We start from the raw sequence: 12691 nt of genomic DNA, 5'->3' as shown, positions 1-12691 counted from the left end.
TGCTCAAAGTCATAATCCATCCGTTTTTAGGAAAAGCTTTAAACAAAGGCTCTTTTCTAAAAGAATGTTGTTATATACATGGAAAAAGGCGGCTTTAAGACTTTTTCCAATCTTTATACGAAGAAAAATTGCCACATGTGTAAATTTTCTTCCACCGAAAAGAGCACGACAGCAGCGTTATTACTCGTGTCTTAACAATACGCAGGAGCAACAATGTTTACGAAAACAGCCTAAACGGATGGAGGAGTTCATACATATGCATTTTAGTAGAAAGTTGGTTGTGATAGGGTTCTTGTGTTCTTTTTATTTGACGGGCTGTATGGAGAAAGAGATTACCTCTCTCGATGTTGAAATATTTAATCCTGATGGCGATAGCTTAGGAGTGGCAAAAGTATCAGAAGATCCAAAAGGAGTAAAAATAAAACTAAACTTAGAAGGATTGCCTCCAGGAGAACATGGTGTGCACATTCATGAAAAAGGCTTATGTGATCCACCCGATTATAAAACTGCAGGAAATCATTTTAATCCAGATGATAAAGAGCATGGTCTAATGCACCCAGAAGGTTCCCATGTAGGAGATTTACCTAATATCATTGTTGAGGATGACGGTACAGTTGTAGCAGAATTAATTGCTCCCGCTGCTACCTTAAAGGATGGAAAAACCTCTTTGTTTGGAAAAGATGGTACGGCACTCATCATTACGGAAAATCTTGATGATGGAATGACACAGCCTACAGGGGATTCGGGAGAAAGAATTGCGTGCGGAGCGATTACAGAGAAGGTTGCAAAAGAAGGAAAAGCAGTCGAAGAACCAGTGGATGAAGAAGAAAAAGAATAAGCACGAAAGAAACAGCCTTTGTTAAAGTGCAACGATCGAGCAATCGGTAATGATGTTATGACAGGGGAGCTGTCAAGATACAGGCTCCCCTTTTAAATGATCAATATTCATTGGAAGTATAACGGTCAAGGGGATTACACCTTGACCGATTTTTTTGTGCTGCTGAAAACTGCTGGCTTACTGTTTTGAAGGCAGGGCCGCCTCTAAACTTAGGTGAATGGGTAGCTTGAGCAGCACGGTTTGGTGCTAAGAGTAGAAGTGATGCAATAAACGCGAAAAGTGATGCAATAATGGTAAAAAGTATGCAATAACCTCCAGAAGTGATGCAATCATCCCGCCACGGTAACCTATACAACCTCAAATCGCCGCCAATCCACCCTCCAAAACAGCTATTTACCTCGAAAAACCTCCAGAATCGCGATAACTTGGGTTTGCCAACCATAGAAGTTGTCGCGAAAAGCAAAAATTGCTCCATCTAAGGATGGCTTGAATTCCCGCCCACCAAAAATCCGGATTTCTTTCGTTGTAATCATGGGTAGGTGAATATCAATTATCAAAAGTTTCCAGCTGGTGATGGAGGCTTTTTGCTAAAATCACCAGCGGTGTTCTACTATTTTTTTGTATTATAAAAGAAATATTCGTAATAGTATTGACATACTTCACCATTTTAAGATAATTTTAAATTTATAGAAAAAGGGGGTTTCATCTTTGGAAATACTTATCATTCGACATGGTCAATCAGAAGCGGACCTTCTTAATGTCCATGAGGGCAGGGCGGATTTTCCATTAACAGACCTTGGCAGAGAGCAGGCAAAGAAGTTAGCATGTAAGCTAAATCAGATTAGTCCTCCTGATATCATTTGGTCAAGCACCTTAAAACGTGCAAGTGAAACAGCAGAGATTCTCGCAGATGAAATTGGTTGCATGCTATTACAAGAACCAAGTTTAATGGAATACAACAATGGTGTATTAGCTGGCTTGCCAAGAGAAGTGGCTGCTACTAAGTATCCGTTGCCACCTGGTGGAAGAAAGCCTCATGAAAAAATTCAAAATGGAGAATCTGAGATTGAATTTAGAATGCGCACAGAGATGGCATTAAGCAAAATCTTGACAGAAAGCTCAGCGGTTGTTCGAATAGCCATTGTATCTCATGGCGGAACAATTTCCAAATTACTCAGCGCTATTCTTCAGCTGCCCGTTCATACTAATGTCCACTTTTCCACAGGAGATACAGGTGTACATACATTAAGAAAAAATGATGAAGGAATAAGAATCGTCTCTTTAAATTGTACAGAGCATCTCCATGCAATATAAAAAAGGCATGCTGCTAATGAACAGCGTGCCTTTTATTTTTTTACTAAGCCTCTTTTCTAAAAGACTGTTGCTAAAAACTTAAGAAAAAGTCGGCTCTAGGACTTTTTCCATTCATGAAGTAAAGTAAAATTGCCACATATTTATTTCTACCTTCACGAAAAGAGTACGACAGCAACGGTGATTACGGGTGTCTTAACTATACGCAATAGCAACAAAGCTTGCGAAAACAGCCTTTATTGATCTAATGCAGTTTGAAGCCTGTTTAATCCATCCAATAATACTCCTCTAGAACATGCGACATTCATCCTTAAAAAACCTTCCCCGCCACGACCAAATTTCGTGCCAGGCTCAAGTGCTAGTTTTCCCTTCTTTAATAGAATCCGATGCAACTCCGCATCGGGTATCTCTAGTCCTCTACAATCAATCCATAAGAGATAGGTTCCTTCTGGCATTTCTGCTTTAACATTAGGAATAGAGGAGTTGATAAAGTGTACGGCAGTTTCTAGATTATCTTTTAAATACTGTAAAAGTCCCTCAAGCCATGCTTCCCCATGCATATACGCAGCTTCCATGGCCGTGATGCCAAAAACGTTTAAAGTAAAGAGTCCTTGTTTTTTCATGAAGTTCTCGAGTTTTTCTTTAAATGCTTTATTTTCTGTGATTATGACTGAAGCCTGTATTCCTGCGATATTAAAAGTTTTCGTTGGTGCAGTTAAGGTGATCGTCCTTTGTGCAGTTTCTTTTGAGATAGATGCGAATGGCGTGTATTGGTAAGGGGGAAATGTTAAATCCCCGTGTATTTCATCACTAACGACAAGTACTTCGTGCTTCACACATAATGCTGCAAGCTCGGTTAATTCGTCCTTTTTCCAAACGGTGCCACCTGGATTATGTGGATTGCATACCAATAATAAACGGACATCCTTTTTTAACTGTCTCTCCACTTCCTCCATACACATTTCCATGCGGCCATTATTTTCTATAAGGGGGCAAATGACTAGCTCTCGGTCATTTAGCTGTATCATGTCATAAAAAGGATAGTATACGGGTGCAAACACCATCACCTTGTCTCCTGGCTTAGAAAAAGTCTGGATACATGCACTGAGAGCGGGGACGACTCCGGAAATGTATGTAAACCAATCTTCCTCTAGGTGCCAATTATGCCTTCTTTGGTACCAAGAGATAATGGCATGTGCAGTTGAGGATGGAATAGAGGTATACCCGTAAATTCCATGTTCTGCTTTTGTTTGAATGGCTTCTATCACTTCTGGTGGCGCTTGAAAGTCCATATCCGCTACCCACATCGGCAAGACATCATCTGTTCCAAAAATCCTTTTTCGCTCATCCCATTTGACGCTTGAGGTGTTTTGTCTTTCAAAATATTTATCAAAATCATATTTCAGCATTCTTTTACCTCCCAGAATGGTGTTTTTCTAAACATTATAGTAAATACATTGTATAATATAGCCAGAACAAGAAAGTCAGGTGATACGAAATGGAAAAGCCGAGTCTTAATGTCAGGCTGATGGAAAACCTCCTTCAATGGGACCCCTTAGGTTACGGGGTGGATGCATATGAGACGGAATGTGTGGATGTTGTTCAGGCTGTCCATGAGCTTGATGATATAAATAGTCTTGCAAAAAGGATTCAACAAATATATGAATTTTCCTTTGAGGAATTTATTCCGTTAACTGCTTGTAAGAAAAAAGCGTTGGAATTGCTCGCTTTAAAAAATGAAGATTCTTCGTGTTCACTTTAAAGTGAAAACCGGTCTCTTGGTGGGAGGCCGGTTTTTTTGATTTTTATTTCAGGTTAAGGTGATGCCGGTCAAGCAAAAAAGGGCTTTGTGGAAATTGTCGTTTTGTGTCGAATGGCCTTTATATTGCTTCAAATGGACAAAAAAACGAAAAAGTGGCTTAATTATTAGAAAAGTCGCTCAAATATTGAAAAGTTGGACAAAAAAATGAAAAGTTGGACAAAAAAACCGAAAGTTGGATCAATAATCCGAATGTCGACCTACCTCCCACGAGAAACCTCCTTTATCCTCTCCAAAACACTTTGTCCCGCTCAAGAAGTCGTCAAAAATTTCATGATATTCTCATGCACATGCTCTGGTTTCTCTTCTGGAAGCAAATGACCGGTATTCTTATAGGTGATTAATTGAGAATTAGGTAAATCACCATGCAAGCGTCGTCCGATTTCCACTGGTACCACCTTATCCTCTTCGCCCCAAATTAGAAGGCTAGGTGTTTCAATTTTCTTCAGTATTTCTGATGCTAAATCTCCCTCACGATCTCTTATCATTCGAGTCAATGCGTGAAATATTTGGTCGTCATAAAAAGGCTCTGTATACCCTGCAATCATTTCATCATCAATCAAATTATGGTCGTAAACAACATTTAACAAATTTTTAATGGGTCCTTGTCTTACGAGCCAAAACTTTAAATACAAATAGAAATAAGGAATCCTTGAGCTGAATATGAGCGGTCTATTTAATCTTTTCAAGTAGCCAGAACTGCATAACAATACAACTTTATCAACGACTTCAGGCTTTTGCTTGCTCATGTTTAAACAAATTTGTCCGCCCATTGAATGCCCGATTAGTACCGTTTTTTCAATCGATAACTTTGCTAACAACTCAAGAACTACCCTCGCAAGGTTTTCATAGGAGTAAACAAAGGACTTAGATTTTTCACTTTTTCCAAACGGCGGAAGGTCCACCGCCAAGACAGTATACTCCTTTGTTAACAAAGGAATTAATCTCCGAAAACTAAAAGAAGAGGATAGAAAACCATGAATAAGAACTAGTGTGGGCTTACTCTCAATCGGCGAATTAGGCTGATGATGAAATTCGTAAAATATATTAATGCCTGAAATTTTGATAGTATACTGATTCGAAATCATCTAACCTACCTCCTCCGATATTTTATAGGTATTTTATCCTCTCCTGCACTTTTCAAACCTGTGTAATTTTGTTAATGTGTTTTGTAAATTATTCGTCATACTTTTTTGAAAAATATCTGCTATAATGGGGCAATATTTGTATTGAAGGAGTGAGAGTTAACGATATGCAATTAACAGAAAAAGAATTAGATGTTTTACAAATAATTGAAGAAAACGGAAGGTTAGATATTCAAACGCTTTCCAAAATGGTAGAGCTTTCTGAAGAAGAAACTTCTCAAATCTTGGAACAGTTAGAAAAACAACGTGTGATTGTGGAGTATGGGGCGGTCATTGACTGGCGAAAGGTCGATAATTTTGAAGGAGTTACTGCTATGATAGATGTAAAAGTGACGCCAAAACGTGAAGTCGGTTTTGATGAAATTGCCAAGAACATCTATCGGTTTCCGGAGGTGAAGTCAGTATATTTAATGTCAGGTGCCTATGATTTATCTGTGGTGGTGGAAGGCCGTTCCCTTTCTCAGGTAGCAAATTTCGTTTCTGACAAGCTTGCGACATTGGATTCAGTTATCTCAACCACTACTCATTTTATCATGAAGAAATATAAGCACGACGGAACAATTTTTGAACAGGGAGAAGATGACCGTCGCATAGTGGTGTCACCATGAAAAATAGAATAGCAACCCATGTACAACAACTGCAGCCTTCCGGAATTCGTCGCTTTTTTGATTTAGCGGCAAACATGGAAGGTGTTATCTCCTTAGGGGTAGGGGAGCCGGATTTTATCACATCATGGAATATTCGAGAGGCTTGCATTGCGTCTTTACATAACGGTTACACATCCTATACTGCCAATGCTGGACTACCTGAGTTAAGAAAAGAAATCAGCCGTTACTTGCAGCAGCAATTTCAGCTAGATTACTCGCAAGATACAGATCTTATCGTTACAGTAGGAGCTAGTCAGGCTCTTGACCTGGCAATTCGTGCGATTGTGGACCCAGGTGATGAAATCATTGTACTAGAACCTAGCTTTGTGTCCTATGCACCACTTGTGGAGCTTGCTGGTGGAAGGGCCGTTAGAGTGGGAACAGATCCAAGCAATGGCTTTAAGATAGATTTTCAAGCCTTAGAAAATAGTATAACGGCGAATACAAAAGCGATTTTACTTTGCTTTCCTAACAATCCAACAGGTACCATGCTTTCAAGAGATGAATTGATAAAAGTAAGCAGATTAGTGGAAGAGCATGATCTATTAGTTTTATCGGACGAAATTTATGCGGAGCTTTCGTTTGATGAAGCGTTCACAAGCTTTCCGACGTTGCGTGGCATGAAAGAAAGAACATTGCTAATCTCAGGTTTCTCTAAAGGATTTGCAATGACTGGCTGGCGACTTGGGTTTGTGGCAGGACCTAGGGATATCATTCAAGCTATGCTCAAAATTCATCAGTACGCAATGATGTGCGCCTCGACTATGGCCCAGCATGCTGCAATCGAAGCGTTAAAGAATGGCAGAGAAGATGTGGAGATGATGAAAAAGAGCTACAGAAGACGAAGAAATTATTTTGTCACTTCATTAAACGAAATCGGTTTGCCGTGTCATCAACCTGGGGGAGCATTTTATGCTTTTCCATCTGTTAAGCAGACAGGCTTAAGTTCGCAGGAGTTTGCGGAAAGACTATTGCTAGAGGAAAAAGTAGCAGTCGTACCAGGGGATGTATTTGGAATTAATGGCGAGGGGCATGTCAGATGTTCCTATGCTTCATCCTTAGAGCAACTGCAAGAAGTGATAAAGAGAATGGAGAGATTTACTAAGCAGTTTCGATAAAACAAAAAAAGGACCAAATCCAAAGAGGATCTGGTCATAAACAAAAGGGGGAATACTAGAAAGCCTTGATGGTTTTAGTATTCCCCTTTTTTTAGTTTCTAAACACGTTTTTTTATAAAAAAATTCTAGTCAGAATAGTTGTTCCTTAAAGCACAAACAATAGAGAAGTGAGAGTCTATAAGAAGTATTTTTGATAAAGTTGTTCATTTGTGGTATAATTTTTTATTGCGTTCAATGTGTATAAAAAATCAACGGTTTAGGAGTGTTTTCATGTCTGATAAATTTGAAATCGGAAGTGTATTAACTGGGAAGGTAACGGGAATTCAACCATACGGAGCGTTTGTTGCGCTAGATGAAGAAACACAAGGTCTCGTTCATATTTCTGAAATTACGCACGGATATGTGAAAGATGTAAACGAACATTTAAAAATGGGAGATGAGGTACAGGTAAAGGTTCTTTCTGTTGATGAAAAATCTGGAAAAATCAGCTTGTCCATCAAAGCGACACAAGAGGCTCCTGCTGAGGCTCCAGTTGCAAAAAAACCTAAAAAGCGTCAAGCTACAGTTGTTAAGCAACAACAAGATGATTCTCCACAAGGCTTCAACACGTTAAAAGACAAGTTAGAAGAGTGGATTGAACAGTCCAAAAGAGAAGATTTGATTAAAAAGTAATGGGAAAAAGCACCGCTTGTGATGGCGGTGCTTTTTTTTTGACTTTTTAATTGCGCAGTTGATTTCCAAAAAAGGGTAAGCTTTCAGTGAGGCGACAATCTTGAGCCTCCTTGGCTTTGACTGCTGTGTCTCAAGATTGTCGCTTTCTCAGCTGAAGTCTACTCCTTTAGCTGCAATTAAAAGCTAGATATCTTTGTAACCTACCTAGTAGTTCGTGGTTCTACTTCTCTTTCGTGCTGCTCATTTGGTACAAACAATAAACCGAGGTTGACTAAACCTGCAATTCCTACTAGTCCATAAATGATACGAGAGAGGGCAGCATTTTCGCCACCAAATATAGCTGCAACAAGATCAAATTGGAAAAATCCGATTAGTCCCCAGTTAATTGCTCCAACAATAGTTAATACAAGTGCAATACGTTGAATTGTGCTCATTTCATACCCTCCTTGAGAATATAGTGTGTCCCTCATATAATTTGTAACAAAAACATTTTTATGCATTTCGTATACAAGATATTTTTTAGGTAAAGCTAAATCTTTGCATGCAGCAAAAAAATCATACATAATCAATCCAAAAGGGAGGTATGTATTAATGGAGAACTTTACTTTTTATAATCCTACAAAATTAATTTTTGGTAAGGGACAGGTAGCAACACTTTCTGAAGAGGTAGCACAATATGGAAAGAACATTCTGCTCGTATATGGTGGAGGCAGTATTAAACGAAACGGGCTTTATGATGAAGTGATGGAGCAATTACATAAAGCAGATGCTACTGTTACAGAATTAAGTGGTGTCGAGCCAAATCCAAGATTATCAACAGTAAGAAAAGGGATAGAGCTTTGTGTTAATCATGATATAGATTTCATTCTCGCAGTTGGAGGCGGTAGTGTAATCGACTGTACGAAAGCAATTGCTGCTGGCGCGAAATACGATGGAGATGTATGGGATATTGTTTTAAGAAAACATATTGCTACAGAAGCATTGCCTTTTGGGACCGTGCTTACCTTGGCTGCTACAGGTTCTGAGATGAACGCAGGTTCTGTTATTACGAATTGGGAAACGAATGAAAAGTATGGCTGGGGTAGCCCAGTAACATTCCCACAATTCTCTATTCTCGACCCAGTAAACACATTCTCTGTTCCTAGAGATCATACTGTATACGGAATGGTGGATATGATGTCGCACGTTCTGGAGCAATATTTTCACAATTCCAGTAATACACCGCTGCAAGATCGTATGTGTGAAGGAGTGTTAACAACGGTCATGGACGCGGCACCAAGGCTCTTAGAGGACATGGAAAATTACGAATTAAGAGAAACAGTGCTGTTTAATGGAACAATTGCCTTAAACGGTATGCTTCAGATGGGATACAGAGGGGATTGGGCGACTCATGGAATCGAGCATGCCGTTTCAGCTATCTATGATATTCCCCATGCAGGTGGACTAGCCATTCTTTTCCCACACTGGATGGAGCATGTACTAGATACAAATGTTGCTCGTTTTAAACAGCTTGCTGTCCGAGTCTTTGGTGTTCAAGACAATGGCTCATCTGATAGGGAAGTGGCTCTTGAAGGAATACGCAGGCTAAGGGAATTCTGGTCTAGCCTAGGAGCACCAGAGCGCCTTGCAGATTATGATATTGATGATAAAAACATCGATAAAATGGCAGAACACGTGATGTCTAGAGGAAATGTCGGAAACTTCAAGTCCCTTTCCTATGATGATGTGGTCTCGATTCTAAAAGCATCCTTGTAACAAAAAACAGCTAACGGAAGCTACCGTTAGCTGTTTTTTATTTCTTTTACTATTTTTTGCTTATTTTTTGTTTTTAAATCGTCCTGAACGGTTTTGTCCCATAAAGGAACATTTGTATAGTAAGCTGCCCTAGATATCAAATGACCTGCCACTGGGGAAGTGATGAACACAAAGATGATACCAAGCACTAATCTCGCGCTAAAAAAGCCATCTTTAATCCAAAAATACAATAACGCTGCAACTAGGACAAATAATACACCTAGTGTGGCGCTCTTAGAAGCAGCATGACTGCGACAATAAACATCAGGGAGTCGTATTAATCCAAATGTCGTTATTAAGCTTAGAAGAGCACCTAGGAGGACGATAACACCGATGAAAATACTAATTGTCTCTGTCATACTCGATTATCTCTCCTTTTTGAAGAAACTTGGAAAAAGCAACCGTTCCGATGAAAGCAATAACCCCGATAAGTAGGATTACTTCTAAAAATGCATCTGTGTTAAGCATGATGGACATGATGGCAGTGATGGCAATTAGGTTGATGCCGATAGAGTCCAGAGCCATCACTCTGTCAGGAACAGATGGTCCTTTAATTACTCGATATACAAGACCAAGTGTGGCAACAGAAATGATAAATAAACTGATGGTTAGTAATGTTTCTAAAGGGCTGGAAAACATGCTATCGAGTCACCTCCATGATTGCTTTTTCAAAGGTGTTTTTGATATCTGATATGGCCTGATCAGCATCTGTAATATTCATCGCATGAATGTACAACACTTTTTTGTCATCGGAAACATCCATAACAAGCGTTCCTGGTGTGAGAGTGATGAGTAAAGATAACAAAGTTATCTCCCATTCACTCTTAAGCTCTGTAGGCATAGCGAATATTCCAGGTTCAATATCTAACCTTGGTCGAAGAATGTCTCGAATCACTTGGACATTTGCTAATAATAATTCTTTGAGGAACAGAAAAAGCAACTTTCCTGCAGCGATGATTCGTTCAAAATAAAAGCGTCCTGGCAGGAAGTTTTTCATTGCGAAGATGATAACAAGTCCCCAAAAATAACCCACAAAAAAGTCAGCAAATGTCCATTCGTTTTTCAAAAACATCCAACTAAATGAAATAATGATATTTAATAAAATTTGAAAAGCCATGAGTAACTACTCCTTTAAAACTGCTTGGATATAGATGGACGGGTCCTTTAACGTTTCTGCTGCCTCATAAACGTACGGGTAGACAAACTCCGCACCTAATCCAAGGAATGCAGAGATTGCAATCAGGATAACCGATGGATACACAAGCCCTTTTGTCGATCCTTTTTCTTCTTTTGCAGAAATTGCTTCCTCTCTAAAGAAGCAGTTCATAAATATTTTCATGACAGAGTAGAGTACTAATAGACTGCTAAACAGCATAATCCCAACAAATAGGTAGTGTCCTTGGTCCAGTCCGCCTTGTACAAGTAAAATTTTTCCGACAAATCCGCTGAGTGGTGGAATACCTGCGAGAGCAAGGCACGCTGTGAAAAATAACCAGCCTAGAAGTGGATGTCTTTTTATTAGTCCACCCATTTTTTTAATATTATCTGTGCCAGTGATGGTATACATACTGCCGGCAAGGAGGAATAGTGCCCCTTTAATCACCATGTCATGAATCAAATAATAGATGGACCCGGCGTATCCTGTTTCTGTTGCAATTGCTATACCATAAACGATAACACCGATGGCCGTGACAATATTATAGATCAATATTTTCTTTACATCCCAATACGCAATAGCACCAATAGCACCAATGAGAATCGTAATTCCAGCTAGAACCGCAATGATCGTGTGAGTAATGTGAGGTTCATGGTAAAAAATTAAGGTGAAGGTACGATAAATAGCATACACACCAACCTTCGTCAACAATGCTCCAAAAAGAGCTGTAATTGCATAAGGAGGAGCTTGATAGGATCCTGGAAGCCAGAAATACAGTGGGAAGATTCCCCCCTTTAATCCAAATACTATTAAGAATAGGATCGCAACAACTGTTACTATTTCTGTTTGACCAGCCTGCGCTATTTTTTGAGAAATGTCAGCCATACTCAATGTCCCAACCAACCCATAAAGGTAGGCCAGTGCTACAATGAACAGTCCGGATGAAATCACATTAACTAGTACATATTTCAGAGATTCTCTAAGCTGCGCTCTTGTTCCTCCAATAACAATCAGAACATAGGATGACATCAGCATCACTTCAAAGAAGACAAACAGGTTAAATATATCACCTGTCAAAAATGCCCCCATCACCCCAGTAATCAAGAATTGGGTAAAAGCATAAAAGTAATATTTTTCTCGTGCTTCTCCAATGGAACGAAAAGCAAATAGAATGCAGGCAAAGCTAACAATAATTCCTGTAAGTACCAGAAGGGATGATAGCATATCTGCTACTAATACAATTCCAAATGGAGGACGCCAACCACCAACCTCAAGCGTTTGTATGCCGTTTGTATACACGGTATGAACAAGCGTAAAAGCAGCAGTGGTGGACAACGTTAAACTTATGATACTAATCACTTTTTGAAGCTTTGTCCTCTTTGGGATCAATAACAAAATGGTAGCTGTAATTAAAGGGATTAGTATCGGCATTATTACAAGGTTATTCATGATTTTCATTTCCCCTTAATTTGTCCATATTGTCCGTCTTCAGCTCCTGATATGCTCTATAGGCAAGGACCAGGAAGAAGGAAGTCACCCCAAAGCTAATAACAATAGCTGTCAAAATCAAGGCTTGAGGAAGAGGGTCCGTATAAGAATCTGCCTTCTGCCCAAGCAATGGGGCTGCGCCTTTTTTTAATCCACCCATTGTTAACAACAATAAATGGGCACCATGCGCAAGTAATCCTGTCCCAACAACAATTCTTAAAATACTTTTGGATAGCATTAAGTAGGTGGCGGCTGCAATAAGCACACCAGCTACGATCGTCATAATAATTTCCATTATTCACTCTCTCCTATCGTTTGAATAATGGTCATCGCAACACCGACAACAACTAAATACACACCTAAATCAAAAATGAGTGTGGAAGTAAGGGCTGTCTCTCCTAAAATAGGCAATTCCACATAATCAAAGGTGTGAGTAAGATAAGGAACATCGAAGAACAATGCTGCAACACCTGTCAAAATAGATATTAGCAAACCAGTAGCAGCTACGGTTAAGAAATTGATTGGAAAAATCTTTTTAAAAGTCTTGAGATCAAATGCAAGCAAAATAAGTACTAGAGCAGATGAGGTCATCAAGCCACCGATAAACCCGCCTCCTGGTGTATAGTGTCCTGCGAAGAACAGATAGACCGAAAAGATCAGGATAATAAAAGATAAAAGAGTGGTTACTGTTTGTAAAATCATG

At 39.4% G+C, this 12691-nt stretch carries 16 protein-coding genes; 7 read left to right on the top strand and 9 right to left on the bottom strand.

The genetic code is table 11. From position 1 onward, the window contains the following. Window positions 1-256 precede the first annotated feature (256 nt). Entirely contained in the window at window positions 257-838 is a 582-nt protein-coding gene (locus FIU87_RS16820; RefSeq protein WP_152445634.1) for a superoxide dismutase family protein, read from the top strand. 708 nt (window positions 839-1546) lie between these two features. Then, on the top strand, window positions 1547-2152 hold the full coding sequence (locus tag FIU87_RS16815; protein ID WP_152445633.1) for a histidine phosphatase family protein: 606 nt from the start codon (window positions 1547-1549) through the stop codon (window positions 2150-2152). A 233-nt stretch (window positions 2153-2385) separates the two neighbouring features. On the opposite strand, the gene FIU87_RS16810 is transcribed toward FIU87_RS16815, so the two are convergent. Continuing rightward, entirely contained in the window at window positions 2386-3558 is a 1173-nt protein-coding gene (locus tag FIU87_RS16810; RefSeq protein ID WP_152445632.1) for a MalY/PatB family protein, read from the bottom strand. A gap of 89 nt (window positions 3559-3647) precedes the next feature. On the opposite strand from FIU87_RS16810, the gene FIU87_RS16805 reads away from it, so the two are divergent. Then, window positions 3648-3911 (top strand): DUF1871 family protein, encoded by a 264-nt coding sequence (locus FIU87_RS16805; RefSeq protein WP_152445631.1) that lies wholly within the window; start codon window positions 3648-3650, stop codon window positions 3909-3911. A gap of 308 nt (window positions 3912-4219) precedes the next feature. On the opposite strand, the gene FIU87_RS16800 is transcribed toward FIU87_RS16805, so the two are convergent. Then, entirely contained in the window at window positions 4220-5056 is an 837-nt protein-coding gene (locus FIU87_RS16800; RefSeq protein WP_152445630.1) for an alpha/beta fold hydrolase, read from the bottom strand. A 164-nt stretch (window positions 5057-5220) separates the two neighbouring features. Here FIU87_RS16800 and FIU87_RS16795 point away from each other — a divergent pair, with 164 nt between their 5' ends. The 3 genes from FIU87_RS16795 (at window position 5221) to yugI (ending at window position 7550) form a co-directional block, all read left to right on the top strand. Then, on the top strand, window positions 5221-5721 hold the full coding sequence (locus FIU87_RS16795) for an Lrp/AsnC family transcriptional regulator (protein ID WP_152445629.1): 501 nt from the start codon (window positions 5221-5223) through the stop codon (window positions 5719-5721). Then, window positions 5718-6878 carry an aminotransferase gene (locus FIU87_RS16790; RefSeq protein ID WP_152445628.1) on the top strand — a complete coding sequence of 387 codons (1161 nt, stop codon included), beginning with the start codon at window positions 5718-5720 and terminating at the stop codon, window positions 6876-6878. The genes FIU87_RS16795 and FIU87_RS16790 overlap by 4 nt, the downstream gene beginning before the upstream one ends. Before the next feature lie 270 nt (window positions 6879-7148). After that, complete coding sequence (gene yugI / locus FIU87_RS16785) at window positions 7149-7550, top strand: S1 domain-containing post-transcriptional regulator GSP13 (protein ID WP_152445627.1); 402 nt, start codon at window positions 7149-7151, stop codon at window positions 7548-7550. 200 nt (window positions 7551-7750) lie between these two features. Here yugI and FIU87_RS16780 read toward each other — a convergent pair whose 3' ends face one another. Continuing rightward, a complete protein-coding gene (locus FIU87_RS16780) occupies window positions 7751-7984 on the bottom strand; it encodes a DUF378 domain-containing protein (RefSeq protein WP_152445626.1) in 234 nt (77 codons plus the stop codon). Window positions 7985-8141: 157 nt separating this feature from the next. Between FIU87_RS16780 and FIU87_RS16775 the strand changes: the two genes are divergently transcribed. Continuing rightward, a complete protein-coding gene (locus tag FIU87_RS16775; protein WP_152445625.1) occupies window positions 8142-9305 on the top strand; it encodes an iron-containing alcohol dehydrogenase in 1164 nt (387 codons plus the stop codon). 26 nt (window positions 9306-9331) lie between these two features. Here the strand turns inward: FIU87_RS16775 and mnhG are convergent, their stop codons facing one another. The 6 genes from mnhG to FIU87_RS16745 are packed head-to-tail and all read right to left on the bottom strand — an operon-like array spanning window position 9332 to window position 12690. Continuing rightward, window positions 9332-9703, bottom strand: coding sequence for a monovalent cation/H(+) antiporter subunit G (mnhG, locus tag FIU87_RS16770; RefSeq protein WP_152445624.1), 372 nt, complete (start codon window positions 9701-9703; stop codon window positions 9332-9334). Beyond that, a complete protein-coding gene (locus FIU87_RS16765; RefSeq protein ID WP_152445623.1) occupies window positions 9687-9983 on the bottom strand; it encodes a Na(+)/H(+) antiporter subunit F1 in 297 nt (98 codons plus the stop codon). The genes mnhG and FIU87_RS16765 overlap by 17 nt, the downstream gene beginning before the upstream one ends. Before the next feature lies 1 nt (window position 9984). Beyond that, window positions 9985-10461 carry a Na+/H+ antiporter subunit E gene (locus tag FIU87_RS16760; RefSeq protein WP_152445622.1) on the bottom strand — a complete coding sequence of 159 codons (477 nt, stop codon included), beginning with the start codon at window positions 10459-10461 and terminating at the stop codon, window positions 9985-9987. A gap of 6 nt (window positions 10462-10467) precedes the next feature. Further along, window positions 10468-11949, bottom strand: coding sequence for a Na+/H+ antiporter subunit D (locus FIU87_RS16755; protein WP_152445621.1), 1482 nt, complete (start codon window positions 11947-11949; stop codon window positions 10468-10470). Continuing rightward, window positions 11942-12283 carry a Na(+)/H(+) antiporter subunit C gene (locus FIU87_RS16750; protein WP_152445620.1) on the bottom strand — a complete coding sequence of 114 codons (342 nt, stop codon included), beginning with the start codon at window positions 12281-12283 and terminating at the stop codon, window positions 11942-11944. The genes FIU87_RS16755 and FIU87_RS16750 overlap by 8 nt, the downstream gene beginning before the upstream one ends. Further along, the gene (locus tag FIU87_RS16745; RefSeq protein ID WP_172971173.1) at window positions 12283-12690 is read right to left on the bottom strand and encodes a Na(+)/H(+) antiporter subunit B; all 408 of its coding nucleotides are present in this window, start codon (window positions 12688-12690) and stop codon (window positions 12283-12285) included. Before FIU87_RS16745 ends, FIU87_RS16750 begins: the two co-directional genes overlap by 1 nt. Between the last annotated feature and the right edge of the window lies 1 nt (window position 12691).

Origin of the sequence: Bacillus sp. THAF10, from assembly GCF_009363695.1 — a bacterium.
GTDB lineage: Bacteria > Bacillota > Bacilli > Bacillales > Bacillaceae_I > Sutcliffiella_A.
The sequence above is the reverse complement of the archived record's forward strand: the minus strand, read 5'-3'. Positions and strand labels throughout refer to the sequence as shown.

What these genes read in the sequence shown, in the direction of transcription:
- FIU87_RS16820 (WP_152445634.1), top strand. Translation starts at nt 257, where the DNA reads ATGCATTTTAGTAGAAAGTTGGTTGTGATAGGGTTCTTGTGTTCTTTT.
- FIU87_RS16810 (WP_152445632.1), bottom strand. Translation starts at nt 3,558, where the DNA reads ATGCTGAAATATGATTTTGATAAATATTTTGAAAGACAAAACACCTCA.
- FIU87_RS16805 (WP_152445631.1), top strand. Translation starts at nt 3,648, where the DNA reads ATGGAAAAGCCGAGTCTTAATGTCAGGCTGATGGAAAACCTCCTTCAA.
- FIU87_RS16800 (WP_152445630.1), bottom strand. Translation starts at nt 5,056, where the DNA reads ATGATTTCGAATCAGTATACTATCAAAATTTCAGGCATTAATATATTT.
- FIU87_RS16795 (WP_152445629.1), top strand. Translation starts at nt 5,221, where the DNA reads ATGCAATTAACAGAAAAAGAATTAGATGTTTTACAAATAATTGAAGAA.
- FIU87_RS16790 (WP_152445628.1), top strand. Translation starts at nt 5,718, where the DNA reads ATGAAAAATAGAATAGCAACCCATGTACAACAACTGCAGCCTTCCGGA.
- yugI (WP_152445627.1), top strand. Translation starts at nt 7,149, where the DNA reads ATGTCTGATAAATTTGAAATCGGAAGTGTATTAACTGGGAAGGTAACG.
- FIU87_RS16780 (WP_152445626.1), bottom strand. Translation starts at nt 7,984, where the DNA reads ATGAGCACAATTCAACGTATTGCACTTGTATTAACTATTGTTGGAGCA.
- FIU87_RS16775 (WP_152445625.1), top strand. Translation starts at nt 8,142, where the DNA reads ATGGAGAACTTTACTTTTTATAATCCTACAAAATTAATTTTTGGTAAG.
- mnhG (WP_152445624.1), bottom strand. Translation starts at nt 9,703, where the DNA reads ATGACAGAGACAATTAGTATTTTCATCGGTGTTATCGTCCTCCTAGGT.
- FIU87_RS16765 (WP_152445623.1), bottom strand. Translation starts at nt 9,983, where the DNA reads ATGTTTTCCAGCCCTTTAGAAACATTACTAACCATCAGTTTATTTATC.
- FIU87_RS16760 (WP_152445622.1), bottom strand. Translation starts at nt 10,461, where the DNA reads ATGGCTTTTCAAATTTTATTAAATATCATTATTTCATTTAGTTGGATG.
- FIU87_RS16755 (WP_152445621.1), bottom strand. Translation starts at nt 11,949, where the DNA reads ATGAATAACCTTGTAATAATGCCGATACTAATCCCTTTAATTACAGCT.
- FIU87_RS16750 (WP_152445620.1), bottom strand. Translation starts at nt 12,283, where the DNA reads ATGGAAATTATTATGACGATCGTAGCTGGTGTGCTTATTGCAGCCGCC.
- FIU87_RS16745 (WP_172971173.1), bottom strand. Translation starts at nt 12,690, where the DNA reads ATGATTTTACAAACAGTAACCACTCTTTTATCTTTTATTATCCTGATC.